This window comes from Mycobacterium sp. E3198 (assembly GCF_001667015.1).
Classification (GTDB): domain Bacteria; phylum Actinomycetota; class Actinomycetes; order Mycobacteriales; family Mycobacteriaceae; genus Mycobacterium.
In genome coordinates, this window is sequence record NZ_LZIS01000115.1 from 1 (window position 1) to 20,110 (window position 20,110).

At 68.2% G+C, this 20,110-nt stretch carries 19 protein-coding genes and 4 pseudogenes; 12 read left to right on the forward strand and 11 right to left on the reverse strand.

The genetic code is table 11. The features are described from left to right. Positions 1-219, reverse strand: a pseudogene (locus A5673_RS13060) (NAD(P)(+) transhydrogenase (Re/Si-specific) subunit beta); the annotation flags it as partial. Here A5673_RS13060 and A5673_RS13065 point away from each other — a divergent pair. Next, positions 211-924: pseudogene (locus tag A5673_RS13065) on the forward strand (NAD(P)(+) transhydrogenase (Re/Si-specific) subunit beta); the annotation flags it as partial. The pseudogenes A5673_RS13060 and A5673_RS13065 overlap by 9 nt on opposite strands. Before the next feature lie 10 nt (positions 925-934). On the opposite strand, the gene A5673_RS29100 reads toward A5673_RS13065, so the two are convergent. Continuing rightward, positions 935-1,060: a hypothetical protein gene (locus A5673_RS29100; RefSeq protein ID WP_156349705.1), complete on the reverse strand. Its 126-nt coding sequence runs from the start codon at positions 1,058-1,060 to the stop codon at positions 935-937. A gap of 162 nt (positions 1,061-1,222) precedes the next feature. Here A5673_RS29100 and A5673_RS13070 point away from each other — a divergent pair, with 162 nt between their 5' ends. Further along, positions 1,223-1,849, forward strand: coding sequence for a TetR/AcrR family transcriptional regulator (locus A5673_RS13070; protein ID WP_068232484.1), 627 nt, complete (start codon positions 1,223-1,225; stop codon positions 1,847-1,849). 6 nt (positions 1,850-1,855) lie between these two features. Here A5673_RS13070 and A5673_RS13075 read toward each other — a convergent pair whose 3' ends face one another. Next, positions 1,856-3,370, reverse strand: coding sequence for a PE-PPE domain-containing protein (locus A5673_RS13075; RefSeq protein WP_068232530.1), 1,515 nt, complete (start codon positions 3,368-3,370; stop codon positions 1,856-1,858). Between the two features lie 133 nt (positions 3,371-3,503). Further along, positions 3,504-4,400 carry an alpha/beta hydrolase gene (locus A5673_RS13080; RefSeq protein WP_068232487.1) on the reverse strand — a complete coding sequence of 299 codons (897 nt, stop codon included), beginning with the start codon at positions 4,398-4,400 and terminating at the stop codon, positions 3,504-3,506. Positions 4,401-4,504: 104 nt separating this feature from the next. Here A5673_RS13080 and A5673_RS13085 point away from each other — a divergent pair, with 104 nt between their 5' ends. The 5 genes from A5673_RS13085 to A5673_RS13105 all read left to right on the forward strand — a co-directional run bounded on the left by A5673_RS13085 (position 4,505) and on the right by A5673_RS13105 (position 8,629). Next, a complete protein-coding gene (locus tag A5673_RS13085) occupies positions 4,505-5,605 on the forward strand; it encodes a diacylglycerol kinase (RefSeq protein ID WP_068232490.1) in 1,101 nt (366 codons plus the stop codon). Positions 5,606-5,620: 15 nt separating this feature from the next. Beyond that, positions 5,621-6,361: a glucose 1-dehydrogenase gene (locus tag A5673_RS13090; RefSeq protein WP_068232492.1), complete on the forward strand. Its 741-nt coding sequence runs from the start codon at positions 5,621-5,623 to the stop codon at positions 6,359-6,361. A gap of 107 nt (positions 6,362-6,468) precedes the next feature. Then, positions 6,469-6,888 (forward strand): WhiB family transcriptional regulator, encoded by a 420-nt coding sequence (locus A5673_RS13095; protein ID WP_082958703.1) that lies wholly within the window; start codon positions 6,469-6,471, stop codon positions 6,886-6,888. Between the two features lie 25 nt (positions 6,889-6,913). Continuing rightward, positions 6,914-8,263: an FAD-binding oxidoreductase gene (locus A5673_RS13100; RefSeq protein WP_068232495.1), complete on the forward strand. Its 1,350-nt coding sequence runs from the start codon at positions 6,914-6,916 to the stop codon at positions 8,261-8,263. 15 nt (positions 8,264-8,278) lie between these two features. Then, complete coding sequence (locus tag A5673_RS13105) at positions 8,279-8,629, forward strand: hypothetical protein (protein ID WP_068232498.1); 351 nt, start codon at positions 8,279-8,281, stop codon at positions 8,627-8,629. A 95-nt stretch (positions 8,630-8,724) separates the two neighbouring features. Here A5673_RS13105 and A5673_RS13110 read toward each other — a convergent pair whose 3' ends face one another. The 4 genes from A5673_RS13110 to A5673_RS13125 are packed head-to-tail and all read right to left on the reverse strand — an operon-like array spanning position 8,725 to position 11,492. Then, positions 8,725-9,264: a TetR/AcrR family transcriptional regulator gene (locus A5673_RS13110; protein WP_068232501.1), complete on the reverse strand. Its 540-nt coding sequence runs from the start codon at positions 9,262-9,264 to the stop codon at positions 8,725-8,727. A gap of 31 nt (positions 9,265-9,295) precedes the next feature. Beyond that, the gene (locus A5673_RS13115; protein WP_068232504.1) at positions 9,296-10,129 is read right to left on the reverse strand and encodes a thioesterase family protein; all 834 of its coding nucleotides are present in this window, start codon (positions 10,127-10,129) and stop codon (positions 9,296-9,298) included. A gap of 19 nt (positions 10,130-10,148) precedes the next feature. Continuing rightward, positions 10,149-10,967 (reverse strand): SMP-30/gluconolactonase/LRE family protein, encoded by an 819-nt coding sequence (locus A5673_RS13120; protein ID WP_068232507.1) that lies wholly within the window; start codon positions 10,965-10,967, stop codon positions 10,149-10,151. A 33-nt stretch (positions 10,968-11,000) separates the two neighbouring features. Beyond that, positions 11,001-11,492, reverse strand: a complete 492-nt coding sequence (locus A5673_RS13125; RefSeq protein WP_068232510.1) for an SRPBCC family protein — start codon at positions 11,490-11,492, stop codon at positions 11,001-11,003. 97 nt (positions 11,493-11,589) lie between these two features. Between A5673_RS13125 and A5673_RS13130 the strand changes: the two genes are divergently transcribed. Genes A5673_RS13130 through A5673_RS13140 form a run of 3 tightly spaced genes read left to right on the forward strand, consistent with a single transcriptional unit; the run spans position 11,590 to position 14,564 of the window. After that, positions 11,590-12,480 (forward strand): acyl-CoA thioesterase II, encoded by an 891-nt coding sequence (locus A5673_RS13130; RefSeq protein WP_068232513.1) that lies wholly within the window; start codon positions 11,590-11,592, stop codon positions 12,478-12,480. Positions 12,481-12,495: 15 nt separating this feature from the next. Then, on the forward strand, positions 12,496-13,410 hold the full coding sequence (locus tag A5673_RS13135; RefSeq protein WP_068232516.1) for an LLM class F420-dependent oxidoreductase: 915 nt from the start codon (positions 12,496-12,498) through the stop codon (positions 13,408-13,410). After that, on the forward strand, positions 13,410-14,564 hold the full coding sequence (locus tag A5673_RS13140; RefSeq protein ID WP_068232519.1) for an acyl-CoA dehydrogenase family protein: 1,155 nt from the start codon (positions 13,410-13,412) through the stop codon (positions 14,562-14,564). The genes A5673_RS13135 and A5673_RS13140 overlap by 1 nt, the downstream gene beginning before the upstream one ends. 68 nt (positions 14,565-14,632) lie before the next feature. On the opposite strand, the gene A5673_RS13145 is transcribed toward A5673_RS13140, so the two are convergent. Both A5673_RS13145 and A5673_RS13150 read right to left on the reverse strand, forming a co-directional pair. Next, positions 14,633-15,310 carry a DUF427 domain-containing protein gene (locus A5673_RS13145; protein WP_068232521.1) on the reverse strand — a complete coding sequence of 226 codons (678 nt, stop codon included), beginning with the start codon at positions 15,308-15,310 and terminating at the stop codon, positions 14,633-14,635. A 158-nt stretch (positions 15,311-15,468) separates the two neighbouring features. After that, the gene (locus A5673_RS13150; RefSeq protein ID WP_068232533.1) at positions 15,469-16,353 is read right to left on the reverse strand and encodes a universal stress protein; all 885 of its coding nucleotides are present in this window, start codon (positions 16,351-16,353) and stop codon (positions 15,469-15,471) included. A 582-nt stretch (positions 16,354-16,935) separates the two neighbouring features. On the opposite strand from A5673_RS13150, the gene A5673_RS13155 reads away from it, so the two are divergent. Together A5673_RS13155 and A5673_RS28380 are read left to right on the forward strand one after the other, a co-directional pair. Further along, the gene (locus A5673_RS13155) at positions 16,936-18,081 is read left to right on the forward strand and encodes an NADH:flavin oxidoreductase (protein ID WP_231971060.1); all 1,146 of its coding nucleotides are present in this window, start codon (positions 16,936-16,938) and stop codon (positions 18,079-18,081) included. 198 nt (positions 18,082-18,279) lie between these two features. Next, a pseudogene (locus tag A5673_RS28380) lies at positions 18,280-18,771 on the forward strand (PE family protein); the annotation flags it as partial. A 21-nt stretch (positions 18,772-18,792) separates the two neighbouring features. On the opposite strand, the pseudogene A5673_RS28385 reads toward A5673_RS28380, so the two are convergent. Next, positions 18,793-19,653 (reverse strand): annotated as a pseudogene (locus tag A5673_RS28385) (CaiB/BaiF CoA transferase family protein); the annotation flags it as partial. Between the last annotated feature and the right edge of the window lie 457 nt (positions 19,654-20,110).

Genomic DNA, 20,110 nt, shown 5'->3' on the forward strand with positions numbered 1-20,110 from the left:
GATCGCACCGGAAGCGCCGACGATCATGCCCGCCACGATCATCGCGGTGTTGTTCAGCGCCAGACCGGCCGCGGCGGCCGACAGCCCGGTCATCGCGTTCAGCAGCGAGATGACCACCGGCATGTCGGCGCCGCCGATGGGCAGCACCACCATCAGGCCGAGCACACCCGCGGCGGCCAGCAGGCCGACCATCCACCACAGCGACACCCCGCCGCGGCCGGTCTGGCGCTGAACAACACCGCGATGATCGTGGCGGGCATGATCGTCGGCGCTTCCGGTTCGATCCTGACCAACCTGATGGCCAAGGCGATGAACCGCTCGATCCCGGCGATCGTCGCGGGCGGATTCGGCGGTGGCGGCGTGGCGCCCAGTGGCGACGGCGGCGGCGACAAACACGTCAAGTCGACGTCGGCCGCCGACGCGGCGATCCAGATGGCCTACGCCAACCAGGTGATCGTGGTTCCGGGGTACGGCCTGGCCGTCGCGCAGGCCCAGCATGCGGTCAAGGACATGGCGTCGCTGCTGGAGGACAAGGGCGTGCCGGTGAAATACGCGATCCACCCGGTCGCGGGCCGCATGCCCGGGCACATGAACGTGTTGTTGGCCGAGGCCGAGGTGGACTACGACGCCATGAAAGACATGGACGACATCAACGATGAGTTCGCGCGCACCGATGTCGCGATCGTCATCGGCGCCAACGACGTCACCAACCCGGCGGCCCGCAACGATGCATCCAGCCCGATCTACGGCATGCCGATCCTGAACGTGGACAAGGCGAAATCGGTGATCGTGCTGAAGCGGTCGATGAATTCGGGCTTCGCGGGCATCGACAACCCGCTGTTCTACGGCGAGGGAACGACGATGTTGTTCGGGGATGCGAAGAAGTCGGTGACCGAGGTCGCCGAGGAACTCAAAGCGCTCTAGCGGTGACGGTCTAGACGGGCGGGTAGGCCGGCGGCGGGTATCCGTTGCCGTCGACGACGCCGCGCAGACCCCACGGCACGTACCTGAAGAAGAACTCGATCTCGTCGCTCATGTCATAGTCCGGACTCGGATCCATGTTCCCCACCTCTCGACGCGCGACCAGTTCGACACACCATCGTAGTCGCAGAGGCGCCGGTGCGACAGGCGCCGATGGCCTTAAACTGTCCAACCAGTTGATTGATACTTTGCCTTAGCCGGACTCCACCCGAGCCCGCGGTAGCGACGATAGAGAGTACGAATGCCATCCGAGAACGGGCTGACCCGCCGCGAGGAGTTGCTGGCCGTCGCCACCAAGCTGTTCGCCGCGCGCGGCTATCACGGGACCCGGATGGACGACGTCGCCGATGTGATCGGGCTGAACAAGGCCACCGTCTACCACTACTACGCCAGCAAGTCGCTGATCCTGTTCGACATCTACCGCCAGGCGGCGGAAGGCACCCTGGCCGCTGTGCACGACGATCCGTCGTGGACGGCCCGCGAGGCGCTCTATCAGTACACCGTCCGCCTGCTCACCGGGATCGCGGCCAACCCGGAGCGGGCCGCCGTCTACTTCCAGGAGCAGCCCTACATCACCGAATGGTTCACCAGCGAGCAGGTCGCCGAGGTCCGCGAGAAGGAGTCCCAGGTCTACGAGCACGTGCACGGGCTCATCGGCCGCGGCATCGCGAGCGGGGAGTTCTTCGAGTGCGACACGCATGTGGTGGCGTTGGGCTACATCGGGATGACGCTGGGCAGCTACCGATGGCTGCGGCCCAGCGGGCGGCGCACCGCCAAGGAGATCGCCGCCGAGTTCAGCACCGCGCTGCTGCGGGGACTGATCCGCGACGAATCGATCCGCAACAGTTGCCCGCTGGGCCCGGGTTAGCGGGCGTCAACCAAAGTTCGGCGGCGGAATGAGGTGCAGCACGTCGCCGGCCGCGCCGCTCAGGATCGACAACAGCGTCGTGCTCGACTGGCCGAAGGAGATGTTCAGGCCGGGATTGATCGACGGAACCCACGGATAGGTGTTCGGGAAGTACGACGGCGACACCAGCCCCGCTTCCACCCCGATTTCGACCGCGGCGCCGTAGGGACCCTGCACGGCGCCCAGGGCGAGGTCGGGGATGACCGTGAAGGGATTCGGGATGTCGAACAGTCCGGCCGGGGTCGGGATGTTCGCGTAGTTGGCGCCGGGTCCGTAGTCCGCGTAGCCGAGGTCGACGAGCACCCGCAGGTCCGGCTGGAAGATGTCGGCGATCGGCGGACCGGCGTAGGGGATGGCGCGGATCGGCTCGAGCAGCGGCAGGTTCTGGGACATGAGCATGTAGTACTTTGTGCTGCCGGTGTAGTCGGGCGAGGTCGGCAGCTGCACGGCGGTGCCGACCGAGGTGGCCGACAGGTCGGGGTAGCTCCCATGGACAAAGAAGTAGCCCATGAAGGCGTTGAGGTCGGAGACCAGGTTGAGCGGGTACTGGGGCAGATCGGCGATGCCGTCGTATTGGAGCGTGTAGATCGACGTCGGGTAAGGGGAGCTCGGCGGGGTCGCGCCGTTGAACGCGACGTCCAGGAACGGGATGTAGAAGCCGGGGAAGCGTTCGAGGATCCCGCCGACGGGGTTGTTGGGATTGCCGATCAGCACGAAATTCAGCTGGCCCTGATAGGGCGAGCCCGCCGCCATGAGCGCGTTGATCTCGTTGGTCGCGATCGTGGCGCTCTGCGAGTAGCCGAAGACGACGGCGTGGTTGTTCGGCAGGTTGAACAGCGTCGAATTGATCGCGTTGTTCAGCAGCGTGACGCCCTTGGCGACGGACTGGCCGAACGTCATGCTGCCGAGGTTCGGCGTCACCGGCCAGAATTGCTCGGGCGTGAACAAGCCCTGGACGATCGCGGGGCCGAAAGCCGGCTTGATGTAGGCGTTGTACACGCTGTTGACGTAGAAGGGGTCCGGCTCCGGGTTGTTGGTGCCGCCCATGATCAGCGCATAGAGCGGGTCCCCGGAGGGCGAAGTGACCAGCGACGCCAGCACGCTGGGGCCCGTCGACGCGCCACCGGTGAGCGCCGTCGGGCCCAGCAGTCCCCGCAGCGGCGCGGTGATCTCGTTGGAGATCCCCGCGACCAGCGCCGCGTTGCCGGATTCGGCTTGCGCGTAGGCGCTCGCCGCGGCCGCGAGCGCCCGGGTGAATTCGGTGTGGAACGTGGCGGCTTGGGACAGGGTCGCTTGGTATTGCTGGCCGTAGGCGCCGAACAGATGCGCGATGGCCGCCGACACCTCGTCCTCGGCCGCGGCCAGCACACCGGTGGTCTGTCCCGCCGCGCCGGCGCGGGCGGCGCTGATCGCCGACCCGATGTTTTGCACGTCGGCGGCCGTGGCGGCCAGCGCCTCGGGCGTGCTGATTAGCTGCGACATCTCCCCGTCCTTCCCCACAGACTGGGAACCCGCCCGGTCAACCGGGCTTACCCGCGACCGTGGGTATTAGGTACTGACCGAGACTAGAGCCGCCCCGCGAGGAAATCTGGCGTTTTGCGCAAGTTTGCTCGGGCTACATCCGCGCGCTTTTCACATGCCTGTCGAGGAAAGCCAGCTGGTCTTGCACCACGCGCTCGAACGCGTCGCCGACATAGATCGCGAAGTGGCCCTCGGGATACATCCTGACCTCGCCGCGCGGAGCCTTGGCCGCGTAGCGCAGGGTGGGGAGCGCGGGAGCCACCGAGTCGGCTTCGCACACGCAGAACAGGATCGGGCAGCCGACCTTCGCGGCGGCCCGCCCCGGCCGGTATGCGATGACCTTCAACGCGAACCGAGCGGCGACCTCGTTCGGCACCGATTGACCCTCCGGAACCAGCCGCATGTAGCCGGGGTACACGTCGGGTGCGTTCATCAAGGCGACCTGCCCGGGCTTGCCCGCCGCGGCCACCAGCACCGGTGGCCGGCCGAACGATGCCGCGACGAGGTCGCGCGCCGCCAGGACGCCGATGCGCGCGAAGATCACCGGGTTGAGGGTGCGCGCGGACGCGACCCCGTCGGTGAACGGGCACTGGGCCACGACGGCCTTGATGCCCGGCACCCGCGCCGCCGTCGCGATCACGTGCCCGCCGCCAAACGAGGTGCCCCACAAGCCGATTCGATCGTGGTCGATGCCCTCGAGGGTGCGCCCGTAAGCGATGGCCGCCGCCCAGTCCGCGAGCTGCATCTTGATGTCGAGCAGTTGGCGCGGTGTGCCGCCGCTGTCGCCGAAATTGCGGTAGTCGAACACCAGACAGGCGTAGCCGGCGGCGCTGAATCGTTCCGCATAGGCGTCCAGCCGCATGGTGCGCACCGCACCCAGGCCGTGCGCCATCACCAGCAGCGGCGCCGGATCATTGCCCGCGGGCCGGTAGAGCCATGCGCTGATCCGGTCGTCGCCGGAGGGGAATTGGACGTCCTCGCGTTGTGTCACAGCGGTTCAATTCTGCCCGGTGCGGTGTCGGGTCCGGTAGGCGGCTGAGAAGTAGTGGACTACTGTCTAGAAACGTTTCGAGCGTTCGAGGGACGGAGACTCCGATGGCCATCCGCGTCGCGCACGTCGGTACCGGAAATGTCGGGGGGCTGGCCCTGGCCGAATTGATCACCAACCCGCAGTTCGAGCTGACGGGCGTCTGCGTCTCCACGCCGGAGAAGGTCGGCAGGGACGCCCGGGAACTGTGCGGCGTCGGCCTCGACGCCCCGACCGTGACGGGCGTCGCCGCCGTTTCAGACCTCGACGCGATTCTCGCTACCAGGCCGGAGTGCGTCGTCTACTGCGCGATGGGCGACACCCGCCTGCCCGACGCGATGGCCGACGTGATGCGCATCCTGGCCGCCGGGATCAACGTCGTCGGGTCCTCGCCGGGCCTGCTGCAATACCCGTGGGGCGTGATGCCCGACAAGTACATCGCTCGCGTCGAAGACGCTGCGCAGCAAGGAAATTCGAGTGTGTTCATCACCGGGGTGGATCCCGGCTTCATCAATGACCTGATCCCGTTCGCGCTGGCCGGAACCTGCCAGAGCATCGAGCAGGTGCGATGCATGGAGATCGCCGATTACGCCACCTACGACGGCGCCGAGGTCATGCACTACATGGGGTTCGGCAGGCCGCTGGACGAGATGCCGATGCTGCTGCAGCCGGGGGTGCTCAGCATCGCGTGGGGGACGGCGATCCGCCAGCTGGCGGCCGGCCTGGGCATCGAGATCGACGAGATCACCGACTCCTGCCAGCGCGAACCGGCGCCCGAGGACTTCGAGATCGCGGTCGGTCCCGTCGGCAAGGGCACCATGGCCGCGCTGCAGTTCGAGATCCGGGGCATGTCCGGGGGCCGCCCGGCCATCGTCGTCGAACACATCACGCGGTTGCGCCCCGACCTGCGGCCCGACTGGCCGCAGCCGGCCTCCGGCGGCGGCTCCTATCGCGTCGAGATCACCGGGGAACCGTCCTACGCCGTCGATGTCGTCCCGAGCAGCCGCAAGGGTGACCATAACCACGCCGCGATCGTCGGCGCGGCCGGTCGCATCGTCAACGCCATCCCGTCGGTGATCGCGGCCCCGCCCGGGATCCGCACCACGCTCGACCTTCCGCTGGTCACCGGCAAAGGCCTGTACGCACCGAACAACCTGGTAGTCACGTAACCGAAAGGACTGTGAATGGGACGGGTAGACGGCAAAGTTGCGCTGATCAGCGGCGGCGCCCGGGGGATGGGTGCCTCGCACGCGCGGATGCTCGTGGCGGAGGGCGCCAAGGTGGTGATCGGCGACATCCTCGACGACGAGGGCAAGGCGCTGGCCGACGAGCTCGGCGACGCGGCGCGCTACGTCCACCTCGACGTCACCCAGCCCGACCAGTGGGACGCCGCGGTGGCGACGGCGACCGGCGAATTCGGCAAGCTCAACGTGTTGGTCAACAACGCGGGCATCGTGGCGCTGGGGCAGCTGAGGAATTTCGATCTGGGCAAGTGGCAGAAGGTGATTGACGTCAACTTGACCGGAACCTTCCTGGGCATGCGCGTGGCCGTCGATCCGATGACGGAGGCCGGTGGCGGCTCGATCATCAACGTGTCGTCGATCGAGGGATTGCGTGGCGCGCCCGCGGTGCACCCGTACGTCGCGTCGAAGTGGGCGGTGCGCGGCCTGGCAAAGTCGGCGGCGCTGGAGCTGGCGCCCGTCAACATCCGGGTCAACTCGATACACCCCGGCTTCATCCGCACCCCGATGACCGCGAAGCTGCCCGAGGACATGGTCACCGTCCCGTTGGGCCGCCCCGGTGAGTCGCAGGAGGTCTCGACGTTCGTGCTGTTCCTCGCGAGCGACGAGTCGTCCTACACGACCGGCAGCGAGTTCGTCATGGACGGCGGACTGGTCACCGACGTGCCGCACAAGCAGTTCTGAACCTTCCCGGCCCCCTCTCCTATTTGACGCGTGTTTAAGCCGCGTCATCGCGGGGAATTATGCATTGACCTGCGGGGAGTCCTCGGGCCGGAAGAAGGGATCAGCGCATGTCAGTGTCAACCCTCGCCGGCCGGCGGCCGTACGGTACCGGCGTGCACGGGGTGGTCCGCAGCGTGGACGCGGACGACCCGGCCCGGTGGGTGTCGAAAGCCTTGTGCACCGCCACCGATGGCGACGGCCTCTTCGTCACCGGCGCCGCCCAGCGCAAGGCAGCGGCGTTCTGCCGGCATTGCCCGGTCATGCGGGAGTGCGCGGCGGAAGCGTTGGACAACAATGTGGAATTCGGCGTGTGGGGCGGCATGACCGAGCGCCAGCGTCGAGCCCTTCGCCAGCGGCACCCCGAGGTGGCGTCCTGGTCGAACTTCCTGCGCACCGTCGAGTCGGCCGAATTGCGCCGAATGCTGCGGGTCGGGGTGCGTCCGGCCGTGGCGTCCGGCGCTGAAGACCTGTCGCTGTTTTGGCTGTAGTCGCCGCGGTGCTATAACCGCGAGCATGCCGGGCAGCCTCGGGGACCTGACAGGGATCGTCGGTTCCAACCACGTCATCACCGATGCCGACGTGCTGGCCGGGCGCAGCGTCGACCACACCGGCCGCTATCGCGGGCGGGCCAGCGCGCTGGTGCGGCCGGGGTCCGCCGAGGAGGTCGCCGCGGTGCTGCGGGCGTGCCGCGACGCCGGGGCGCATGTGACGGTGCAGGGCGGCCGCACCTCGCTGGTGGCCGGCACCGTCCCCGAGCACGACGACGTGCTGCTGTCCACCGAACGGCTGTGCGCCGTCGGCGAGGTCGACACGGTCGAGCGCCGCGTTTCGGCCGGCGCCGGCGCCGCGCTGGCCGCCGTTCAAAGTGCCGCCACCGCAGCGGGTTTGGTGTTCGGTGTGGACCTGGCCGCCCGCGACACCGCTACCGTCGGCGGCATGGCCTCGACGAACGCCGGCGGCCTGCGGACGGTCCGCTACGGCAACATGGGCGAGCAGGTGGTCGGCCTGCAGGTGGCGCTGCCGGACGGTTCGCTGCTGCGCCGTCACAGCCAGGTGCGCAGCGACAACACCGGCTATGACCTGCCGGCGCTGTTCGTGGGCGCCGAGGGCACCCTCGGCGTGATCACCGCGCTGGACCTGCGGTTGCACCCCACGCCGTCGCATCGGGTGACCGCGGTCTGCGGGTTCGCCGACCTCGAGGCGCTGGTCGAGGCCGGCCGCCGTTTTCGGGACGTCGACGGGATCGCGGCGCTGGAGCTGATCGACGGGCGGGCCGCGGCGCTGACCGCCGAACATCTGGGGGTCGGCGCGCCGGTCGCCGGCGACTGGCTGCTGTTGGTGGAGCTGGCCGCCGACCACGACCAGACCGATCGCCTCGCTGACCTGCTGGACGGCGTGCGGCTGTGCGGCGAACCTGCGGTCGGTGTGGATGTCGCTGCGCAGCAACGGTTGTGGCGCGTACGGGAAGCCCTCGCCGACGTGCTCGGTGTGTACGGTCCGCCGCTGAAGTTCGACGTGTCGTTGCCGCTGTCGGCCGTAGCCGAATTCGCCAGGGCGGCGGCCGATTTGGTCGGCACCTACGCCCCCGAGGCGCTGCCCGTGCTGTTCGGCCACATCGGCGAGGGCAACCTGCACCTCAACGTGCTGCGCTGCCCGGTCGAGCGGGAGCGGGACTTGTATCAGCCGATGATGGACCTCATCGCGCGGTGCGGCGGCAACGTCAGCTCCGAGCACGGCGTCGGCAGCCGCAAGCGACCGTACCTGGGCATGTCGCGGGAGGCCGCCGACATCGCCGCGATGCGGGCCGTCAAGGCAGCGTTGGACCCGACCGGCTATCTCAACGCCGCGGTGCTGTTCGACTGACATACGCTGGCATTCATGGCGTCTGGAATCTTCGACACCCCCATTGCCGGAGTCGTCAACAATTTCTTTGGCGGCATGATCGATGCGCCCATCGTCGGGCCGCTGGTGCGACGCGGGTTGATCAAGATTCGCTATGTCGGCAGGCGTTCGGGTAAGACGATCCAGACCCCGGTCGGGTACCGCCGCTCCGGTGACGGCATCGTCATCAACGTCATGTCGCCCGACAGCAAGACGTGGTGGCGAAACTTCCTCGGCGAGGGCGGGCCGATCACGCTGCTCAACTTCGACGGCGCCGACCGCACCGGACACGCGATCGCCAGCCGCGACGAGAAGGGCCGGGTCAAGGTCGGGGTCCGGCTCAACTAGTCCCTTTGTCCGCGAGGGTGCGCAGTTGTACGCGTAATACGGCGTGTCGCCGTACCAACACGCACGCTCGCGGGGGATGGGGGCTCGCGGGGGATCTAGCTGCCGCCTTTGATCCCCACGGCGTGGCGCAGTTGCTCCAGGAACTGGTCGGCATCGTCGCTGCGGACGATGTAGTGCGAGATCGCGATCCTGATGACGGTCGCGGCCTTCACCGCGGCGTTGGGTCCGGAGAGATGCCGTTGCAGGCCCGCCCGCATCTCCGGGATGACGCGACCGAACTGGGCGACGGTGTGTTCGGGTTCGACGTCGACCATGCGCACACCCGAGTAGGAATGCTGGAATTCGACGATGAAGCGCAGCACGGCATCGAGCTTGTCGACGCCCTTCAGTCCGGCGGTGGCCCTGACCAAGCCGCTCTCGAAGGCCTGCCGTTCGTATTGCGAAAACGCCGACAGCAGTTCCTCTTTGGACGCGAACCACCGGTAGAGCGTGGGGCGTGACACCCCCGCCTGGGCGGCCACCTCGGACAGGCTGAGCTTGGTCTGGCCGTTGCGGCCGAGTACTTCGGCGGTGGCGTCAAGGATGCGCTGGCGCGTCGAGGTGTCGATCTCTGCCGCTTGGGCCGGTTGGCTCATAAGGGAAACTTTACGAAGTATCGACAACGTGTCACGGTTTTTTCGTTTCCCGGCCGGGTCGCGCGCGCACCAGCACGGACTGCTGGATGGCGCCGACGGCGCCGCGCTCGTCGAACAGGGTGCCGACGGTCGTCCCGATCCCGTCCGGTCCGTAACTGGTCTCCGCGCGAATGCCGATCCAGTGGCCGTCGGGGACCCGGAACACGTGCACGGCGAGATCGGTGTTGAGAAAGGTCCACTTGGTGATGTCCAGCTTGCTGCCGATGCCGTTGGCGCAGTCGGCCACCGCGAACAGCCGCTCCAGCGGGGTCATGGTCTCCCCCTTGACGAGGTCCACGGTCGGGTTGATCCAGGATTCGCCCGGACCCGCGCTGAGCGGTTCGGTCAGCCAGAGCCACTCGAGGCTGTGCACGTAGTTGCGGTCCCAGTCCCTCGCCTTGAGGTTGCGGTTGCGGGCATCGGATCGCGGTCCCGGCAGCGGCGCCGCGGCGTGGGCAACCGCCCGGGTGTCCTGCTGCTGCAACCGCCACGCGCTGGCGCGGGCCACCGGCCGCGGTTCGCCGTCGGGACCCGGCGCGAGCATTTCGGCGCCCACCAATTCGATCTGCTTGCCGCCGCGCTGGACCTGGGAGCTCACCCACAGGTCGCCCTCGGCCGGCACCCCGCCCAGCAGGTCGATGACGACCCGGGACAGCCGGGTGTCGTCGCGCTGCTCGCACCGTTCCAGCGCCCGGACCAGCAGCGCCGACACGGGGCCGCCGTGCTGGATCGCCGCCGACCAGGTGCCGCGCGCCAGGTCGGTGGCCCGGAACTTTTCGCCCAGTGGGTCGGTGTCGTCGATCAGCTCGTAATAGGAATCCGTCACTCATCCACCTTTCGGTGTGTCAGGGTAGGCCCGCGCCGGGCGTGTCGACCGTCACGGCGTCCAGCCGGGACAGCTTGGTGCCGATCAGGCGCTGGGGATACGCGTCGGTGCTGGACAGCAAGAACAGCGTGCGGCGCGAGGGGCCGCCGAGCGCGCACGCGATGGCCACCCGCTCGCCCATGTCGATGCGGTCGGTCACCACGCCTCCCTCGGTGATCCGCTCGAACTGGTGGGCCAGCGTCATCGACGCCCACACCCCGCCCTCGGCGTCGAGCGCGATCCCGTCGGGCGGCCCGTCGAGGCCGTCGGCGAAGACCCGGCGGTCGCCGAGTTCGCCGTTCGCGTCGATGGTGAAGGCGGTCAGGCGGCGGGCGGTCGACTCGGCAACGATCAGCGTCTTTCGGTCGGGGGTGATCACCATGCCGTTGGGAAAATTCAGGTCCTCTGCGACGACGGTGGCGGTGTCGTCGGGATCGAGCCGGATGATCGCGCCGCCGGAGAACGCCTGGCATCCGAGGTAGGCCCGCCCGGCGTCGTCGACGACCATGTCACCGAGATTGGCCGGCGTCAGATGGGCGAGATCGGCGATGGGGACGACCGTTTCGCCGTCGTAGCGCAGCACCTGCCGGTCTTCGGTCGACGCGATCAGCAGCGAGCCGTCGGGGCGGAACCCCAGGCCGGACGGCGAGCGGCCGGGCAGGGGCAACGTGGTGAGCGAGCCGCGCAGGTCCGCGGTGTGGACGGCCTCGCCGAGCATGTCGGAGAACCACAGCAGACCCTCGAACCAGCGCGGGCCTTCGCCGAAGCAGAAGCCGTTGGCCAGGGGCTCGGGAATCATCCGGGCACGCCTTTACAAAACATCGGGAAAGTGTCATGCAGGACGTGCGCCGGTGTCAATCTCGCCCAGTTCGCGCGCCACGGCCGCGTGATAGGCGTCGATGCGCGCCGGGTTGGCCTGCTGGAAGAGTTGATCGGGCAGCGGGGCGTGCTTGTGCGCCTCGATCGTCATGGTCCGGGAGAACAGGGTGACGTCGCGGCCCGGCCTGGTGAACCGGTAGCTGACGGTGATCCGGCCCTCGAGCCCGCCCTTCCCGTCGCGGTCGTGGCCGAGGCGGCCGACCGAATTGAAGACGAACAACGAGGGCCGGTCGGCGATGGCCAGCTGCCAACTGAAGATCCGCTCGCCGTCCGGGCCCGCCTCCTCCCAGGTGTCACCGACCTGGAGCGGGAGCTCGGGGAGCTTGCCGACGTGCGCGCTGCCGGGGTAGGTCTTCGTCCAATTCGCCGGATTGGTCACGAAGTCGTACACCGCCTCGGCGGGATGGGCAAAGGCGGTCTCCGAGGTGCTCGTCACGATGCCCAATTGCGTTGCCTCCCTGTGTCTGTTAGCCAAGCTTTACAAATCCTACTCAAAGTGTCACGCTGAGCCGTGAGCTGCTGGCGCAAGAGATGGAGCGGACTTGACTAAAGCCTCCGAGGAATCCGAGCAGACCGACTGGACGGTGCAGGGCCTGCTGGATCTCTTCGACGTGCAGGCCGACGGGCAGGATCGGTTCACCGGCAACACCGGTATCGCCGTCGGCGACGAACGCCAGGTGGTGGAGGGCACCCAGGTGCTCGCCCAGGCGATCGTGGCGGTCGCCAAGCGATTTCCGGACAAGTCCGTGCGCTCGGCGCACGCGGTGTTCTCCCGCGCGGTCACCGTCGGGCCGCCGATCGAATTGGTGCTCGACGTGGTGTCCGAGGGCCGCTCCACCGCGACCGCCGTGGTCGCCGTGCATCAGAACGGCCGCCGCTGCCTGAGCATCACCGTGCTGACCGACGTGCCCACCGACGACGTCATTCGCCACCACCTGCCGCGGCCCGACGTGGCCGCGCCCGCGGACGCCCACCACTCGCCGATGCCGATGGTCGGACGCGAACTGCGCCTTGTCGACGTCGTCGACGTGAACAGCCCCGACGAGGTCGGGCCACCGGAGCTGTACGCGTGGTTGCGCTACGAGCCGATCCCGGAACGCGACGATCTGGCCAAGGCGCTGCTGGCGTACTTCACCGGCCACCTGGGGATTTCGACGACCATGCGCGCGCACCCGGGCATCGGCACCGCCCAGGCGCACCTGACGGTGTCCACCGCGCCGATGAGCATCTCCGTCGCGTTCCACGAACCGGTGCGCTGGCAGGGTTGGCTGCTCTACAGCCACGAGAGCACCCAGGTCGGCGCCGGAATGTCGTACGTGCGCGGCACCGTGCATTCCGAGGAGGGCGAGCTGCTGTGCTCGTTCGCCCAGGAGGCGCTGATCCGTCCGCTGCGCACCAGCGACACCGCGATCGATTCCCGCGCCCGGTTCTAACGTCCGGTCGCCTCCATGCGCTTCACCATCACCCACCCGATGCACAGCCATCCGTACAACCCGGAGTTGGTCAGTGGGGAAGGCATCGCCACGGTGGCGGCGGCCACCGAGGCGGCCGGGATTCACGGGTTCGGGTTCACCGACCACCCGGCGCCGTCGCAGCGCTGGCTGGAGGCCGGCGGACACGACGCGTTGGATCCCTTTGTCGCACTGGGATATGCAGCCGCCAGGACGGCGACGCTGCGGCTGATCCCCAACATCGTGGTGCTGCCGTATCGAAACCCGTTCGTGGTGGCCAAGTCCGGTGCATCGCTGGACCTGCTGTCGGAGGGCCGCTTCACGCTCGCCGTCGGCGTGGGGTACCTCAAGCGCGAATTCGCGGCGCTGGGCGTGAACTACGACGAGCGCGCGGAGCTCTTCGACGAGGCGCTGCAAGTGATCCGGGAGATCTGGACCGGCGACGACATCACCTTCGAGGGAAAGCATTTCACCGCCCGGGGCATCACGGCGCACCCACGGCCGGGCAGCTGCCCGCCGATCTGGATCGGCGGCAACACCACGACCGCGCGCCAGCGCGTCGCGCAGCACGGCGACGGCTGGTGCCCGTTTCCCGCTCCGCCACAGCTGGCCCAGACCGCGGGGACCGCGGTGATCGACTCGGTGCAGCGCCTCACCGAGAGCATCGACGATCTGCGGCGGCGCTGCGACGCGGCGGGCCGCGACTGGTCCGCGATCGACGTCACCTTCACCAACTTCGAGGGCGGCAGCCCCGCGTCCGACGAGTTCAACGCGGACGCATACCTCGACGGGCTGGAAAAGCTTGCGGCCGTGGGCGTGACGTGGGTGAGTGTTCATCTGCCCGGCGACAGCATTGCGCATGCGCTGGAGACCCTCGACCGGTTCCGGACTCAAGTGGTTGACGCGATCTGATGGACTTCTCGCACGTCGAACTCTCCGTGACGGACCGGGAATTTCTTGACGAGACCCGGGCCTTCATTGCCAAACACGTCACCGACGAGGTGCTGGCCCGCCAGCTCGAATTCGGCGAAAACTTCGACGAACACGTGCATTTGGCGCTGGGTGAGGCCGGCTATCTGGCCTCGGATTGGAAATCGGAGGCCGGCGGCGGGTTCAGCCCGGTTCAGCGGCGCATCTTCCAGCTCGAGATCGCCCGGGCCCACACGCCGTGGTACCACTGGGGCACCACGTCCGTCGTCGCGCGGCTGGTGCAGCAATTCGGCGCGCCGGAGCTCGCCGGCCGGGTGCTGCCGGGGGTGCTGTCCGGCGAGATCCGGCTGTGCCTGGGGTACACCGAGCCCGAAGGCGGCTCCGACGTCGCCACCTGCAAGACCCGGGCGGTGCGGGAGGCGGATGGATCTAGCTGGATTATTAACGGCTCCAAAATGTTCACGTCGAACGCGCAGAACGCCCGGTACGTCTTTTTGCTGACCAACACCGACCCGCAGGGCCCGAAACACAAGAACCTGACCATGTTTCTGGTCCCGCTGGACACACCGGGCATCGAGATCCAGCCGATCCGCACCCTGGACGGCGATCGCACCAACATCGTCTATTACAGCGACGTGCGCGTCGACGACCTCCACCGCATCGGCGAGGTGAACGGCGGCTGGACGGTGATGCGTGCGGCGCTGGACTCCGAGCACGGCATCGTGGACCGGGTAGACCATGGCCTGCAGTACGTTGCGGCGATGGCCGCCCACGGCGACATCATGGCAGAGGTGGTGGACACCGTCGCGGCGCTCGTCGCGGACGTCGGCGACGAATCGGTGCGCTACCGGCTCGGGCGCGCCGTCGCGCGCATGGAGGCGGCGCTGTCCACGCCCGGGATGTTCGGGCGGGTGGCGGTCGCGCAGACGATGCGCGACATCACCGGAGACCTGATGGACATCCTGGGGGCCGCGTCGGCGCTGCCCGCCGGCGCTCGGGGCGCCGCGAGCGACGGTGCGGCAGAACACCTTTACCGCCTGGCTTTACCCCTCGGGATCTACGGCGGGACCCTCGAGGTGTTCCGCAACATGATCGCGCAGCACGCGCTGGGGCTCGGGCGTCCTAATTACTCCTGATTCGCCGCGCGAGTGCAACTGCCGACGGCGGCACTCGGGAAACGCGTTGCCGGTTGCACTTTCGCGGCTCAAGCGAGCGGCAGTTGGGCGGTCACATCCGCGCGGGCGGCGTCGAAGCTCAGGAACCCCTTGACGGGCAAGCTTTCCGGATACGGATCATCGTAGCTCCACGCGACGTCGTCAATGACACGGTCGTCGAGGACAACCGACCAGTACGTCGCAAAGCCTTTGTAGTTGCAGTAGCTCGACGTCTCCGATCGCCGCAGCAGATCGGTGCGCACGTGTTCAGGGTCGACGTAAAGCAGGGGTTCGAGCGCGGTTTCGAACAGGATCAGCGTGTCGTTGGTGTCGACCATGACGGTGCGGCCGACCGAGACGCGGAGCCGGCGCTTGGTCGGCCGGCAGTCGACCCGGTGATACGGATTCGGCGGGTAGTGGACGAGTTCGCGGCCCTCCTCCAGCCAGGTGTCGACGGCGTCCCAGGGCACGTGGACGAAGCCCGCCGCTTCCGGCTCGGGTTCGGCGGGTAAGTCGCCCACCTCCCCGGCCGGGAAGACATAGCTCAGCGGGCGGCCCTGCCGGTGCACCAGCAACGCCCGCTCGGTGTCGATCACCAGGCGGCCGCCGAGCAGCGCCTGAACCCGCCGCGGATGCGGCTCGACGTAGACCACGCCGGCGGGTATCTGGGGAGCGAACCGCCCGGCCGGATCGCTGCTGAGCGGACCGCGTCCGGCTACCAGGCTCATATCGATCACCCTTCCAGCTGCGCGGCCCGTTATCCACAGGCGGCCCGGCTTCGTCAGGATCAATTCCCGGGCGGTGGCGTTGTGAGTCAAGCGCGTCGCCGTCGCCGATGTGGCCGCGCTAGAGGTGCTCGTATTTGCTGCCCGGGAGAGGTGTCGGGCTATTGGCTGCGGGCAACGATCACGGGCGTGCGAGCCGCCTGCGCGACTGCGGTGCTGACCGATCCGAGCAGCATTCCGGCGAACCCGCCACGGCCACGACTCCCGACCACAACAAGCTGGGCCAACTCGGAGCGCTCGAGAAGGTGAGAAGCCGGCCGGTCATATTCGACGATGCGGGCGATGTTGACGTCCGGGTAGCTTTCCCGCCATCCGGCCAACCGCTCAGCCAGGGTTTCCTCTGCCGCCGATTTCAGCGCCCCCTCTTCCATGCTCGGTAGGTGGGCCATGTCGGCGTCGCGCCAGGCGTGCAGCGCGACCAAGCTTGCGCCCCGCAGTGAGGCTTCTTCGAATGCGATCGCCGTCGCCAGCTCCGACGCGCGTGAGCCATCGATGCCCACCAGCACTGAATCATGCGCGGCACGTGGCTGCGCGGAAGAGTCGTGGTGGATAACGGCGACGGGGCAATAGGCGTGATGGATCAGCCCAGTGCTGACCGACCCCAGCGACACACCGCGCGCCGCACGCAGCCCGCGAGCGCCGACCACCACCATATCGGCGTCTTTGGACATATCGACCAAGGTGGGCGCCGGTGCGGAATGCAGGGATCGGGTTTCGATTTCGACCCGGTTGGCCTTGCTGGTGTCTTCGGCGATGCTGACCGCACGATCGACCATGGTCCGCGAATCGAGTTCCTCGCGTCGGCGCACCTTGGCAGGCGCCGGGGCCGCGGGCCACGGCAGGGCCGGTGCGGCGATCGCGTTCACCAGAGTGAGCCGCCGTTTTCGCAATACCGCCTCACCGGCAGCCCATCGCACCGCCGCATCGGACGGAGCTGACCCATCGACACCGACCACGACACCGAAGTGTCGCTTTCCACCAGTCATGCTGCTGTCCTCTTTCACATCCGCAGACAGTGCGGCACCGCGAAGCGTTCATGGTGTGTAGCAACACATCTCGCATCCAACGCGCCTACTGTCCGCGACGAGCCGCGCCCGCGAGGGCAGACGGTCGGCGGTCAGGGACGCGGATGTGGTTTGGGAGTGACGGGGCCGCAGTTCAAGCCGGAAATGCAGCCTCCATTCGGTGCTTGGGAGACCGCTGGTGCCACCACCGACGACGGGGCAGGCCCCGGCGACGTCGTCGGAGTCGCGCCACTCACCGACTGGCCGCCTCCGATACCGAAGCCGACCGCAGCGAGCGTGGCTGCGCCGCCAAACACCGCAAGTGCCGTCCGTGTTTGAGATTTCATCGGACTCTCCGTTCCCATCGTGTAGTCCCCGCTGTTCCCATCGTCGTGCTCGATACCCCCCGGGGGTAGGGACTTAGGTCCCTACTTAGGGAGTGTCAGTCCGGGCGCACGGGGGCGGCGCCCGCTCGACGAGTCCCACCTGCGCGCGGACCAGGCCCGAACAGCGGACGGTCGGTCCGCTCGGAACATTTCCGGAGGGCGCACTGTTGTGTCGGCCGTGACGAACCAGGAATCAGACGCCCGGATCACTGCCGAGGGCAGGCCGCCGCATGAGCCCCTGTTCCTTCCGGCCACGATCGGGCGTACGGACCTGAAGAACCGCGTCGCCCTGGCGCCGATGACCCGCGTCAGCGCCACCGCCGAGGGCCTGGCCACCGAGCGGATGGTTTCGTACTACGGCGTGTACGCCGACGGTGGATTCGGCCTGCTCATCACCGAAGGCATCTACATGGACGAGCAGGCCAGCCAGGGTTATTTGTTCCAGCCCGGCATCGCCACTCCCGCTCAGGCCAAGGCCTGGCAGCCCGTGATCGAGCGGGTGCACGCGGCCGGCGCGAAAATCTTTGCCCAGTTGATGCACGCGGGCAGCCAATCGCAGGGGAACGTTCACACGTCCGCGACCGTGGGCCCGTCGGCCGTGCGCCCGAAGGGTGCACAAGCCGCCATGTATCGCGGATCGGGCCCGTACGCGATGCCCGAAGCGATGTCGGCCGAGCAGGTTCGCGAGGTGCGGCGGGCCTTTGTGCGGGCCGCGCGCCTGGCCCGCGATGCCGGCTTCGACGGTGTCGAACTCCACGGGGCCAACGGGTATCTGCTCGACGAGTTCCTCACCGACTACTTGAACAGTCGCACCGACGAGTACGGCGGAAGCGTCGCCAACCGCGTTCGCCTGGCCGCCGAGATCAGCCGCGACGTCGCGGCCGCGGTGGGATCGGAGATCACCACCGGAATCCGCATCTCCCAAGGGAAAGTCTCCGACTATCGGCACCGCTGGGCCGGCGGTGAACAGGACGCCGCGGTCATCTTCGGAGCGTTGGCCGACGCGGGCATCGACTACATCCACACGACCGAGTACCGGGCGCTGGCACCGGCTTTCGATGCCGGCCCGAAGACGTTGGCCGAGTTGGCCAAACAGCACAGCGGCCTGCCCGTCCTCGTCAACGGACACCTCGACGATCCCCGCGATGCGGCCGCCGTCATCGAATCCGGGATCGGCGACGTCGTCACCCTGGCAAAACCTGCGTTGGCCAACCGCAACTGGCCGCAGCTGGTTCGCGCGGGTCACGCGCTCGCCGGGGACATCCCCGCCGGTCTGTTCGGCCCCGTCGCCGACATCAAGGACTGGGAACTGCTCTCGCCGTGATCGGCAAGCTCTCTGGCCGGCGAAGACAAGGGACCGCCGGTTGCGCTTTTCATAACTGCTCCGCGTCGTGCAAAGCGGGAGATGCGCGATTCGGCTAAAGAGGGTTATCGGGTGGGAATGCGCGTAGCCTAAACGTTCTTCACGTGCATCCGACACGTCCCATTCGCCGACGTGCCAAGCGCTCGGTGGGAGGTAGCGATGTCGTATCTGGCGGCGGCTCCGGAGTTCCTGGCGCGGGCGGCAACGAATCTGTCCACGATCGGCTCGGACCTGGTCGCGGCGAATGCGGCGGCGACGGCCCCGATCAGCGCCATCGTGCCTGCCGCCGACGACGAGATATCGGCGGCCATCACGTCGGTGTTCTCCGGCCACGCGCGGGCCTATCAGGCGCTCAGCGGCCAGGCCGCGACGTTTCATGCCCAGTTCGTGCAGGCGCTGAACGGAGCGGGCGGCGCGTATGCGTCCGCCGAGGCGGTCAACGCCTCGCAATTGCAGACCGTGGAGCAAGACGTTCTGGCGGTGATCAATGCGCCCACCAATATGTTGTTTGGGCGCCCGTTGATCGGTGACGGTGCCAACGGGACGGCAACCAACCCGAACGGCGGGGCGGGTGGGTTCTTGTTCGGCAATGGCGGCAACGGCTTTTCGCAATCGGACAGCCTGGGCGTGGCCGGCGGCGCCGGCGGAGCCGCGGGGTTGATCGGCAACGGCGGTCTCGGCGGCGCGGGACCGGGCGTCGGCGAAGCGGGGGTCGTCGCACCATTCGGGCCGGCCCACGGCGCGGCACAGCGGGGGCCAGTGCCGCTCGGCCTCCAGACCGACGATCCAGAACCGTCGCCCGTCGCCGGCGGCGTAGTTGTTCATGCAGGGGTTGCCCATCGTTTCGCGTTGACCGATCGCGATCGGCTGGCCGGTCAGCAGGTAGGTGTTGAGGTCGAAGCTGACCGTGTAGGCGCCCTGGCGGTACAGCGAGGTGGTCACCAATTGGCCGGCTCCGGTGCGTTCGCGGGCGAGCAGCGCCGCGCACACCGCCGCGGCCAGGGTCATCCCGGCCGAGTGGTCGCCCATGCCGCCCCGCTGGAACGGGGGCGTGTCGCCGGGCCGGGTGAGCAGGTGGGCCACCCCGGCCCGCGACCAGAACGCCGCCACGTCGTAGGCGGCGCGGTCGGCGTCGGGCCCGGTCTCGCCGTACCCGGTGATCAGGCCGTAGACCAGGCGCGGGTTGCGGGCCGACGCCGACTCGAAGTCCAGCCCGAGGCGCTGCAGCGCGCCGGGGCGCACATTGGTCACGAAAACGTCGGCGTCGCTGAGCAATTCGAGGGCGGTGTCGCGGCCCTCGTCGGTGGTGAGATCCAAGACGACGCTGCGCTTGGACCGGTTGTCCATTTCGAATGGCGGGTTGACCCCGAGGTCACAGCCCAGCATCCGGCCGAACAGGCGGCCCGGGTCACCGGTCGGCGGTTCGATCTTGATCACGTCCGCGCCCCAGTCGGCCAGGATCCCGCCCGTGGCCGGCCCGGCGACCCAGACCCCGAGCTCGACGACCTTGATGCCTTCCACCGGACCCGCCATGACTGGCACCTTAATCGCGTCGAACCGGTTTGAGCGCTACAGGAACCCGTTGGGCCCGGGGAGGCCGACCCGCCCCACGGCCCCGGTAAGAGGGGCTGTGGATCCGAACAAGACGACGCCGCTGGTACCGCCGCCCGTGAAGGTGACCGCCACTTGGGCCGTGCCGCCGGTAGCCATGGTCGTACCCGCTGGACTGATGGAATTGATATCGGAGCCGATACCGGGAAGGAAGAAGACGGTAGCGCTTCCGGGGGTGTTGTTGAGGAGCGTGAAGCTCGAACCGACGGTGAGGGACACGCTTGGCGGACTCCAACCGCTGCCGGCCCCCCCTTGCCCGCCAGCCCCACCCAGACCGTGTATCCACCCGCCGCGCCCGCCGCCGCCGCCCATGCGGTGCAGCTCATCGCCGAGTTGGACGCGATCTTCGCGACCCGCCCACTCGACGAATGGACGCTGG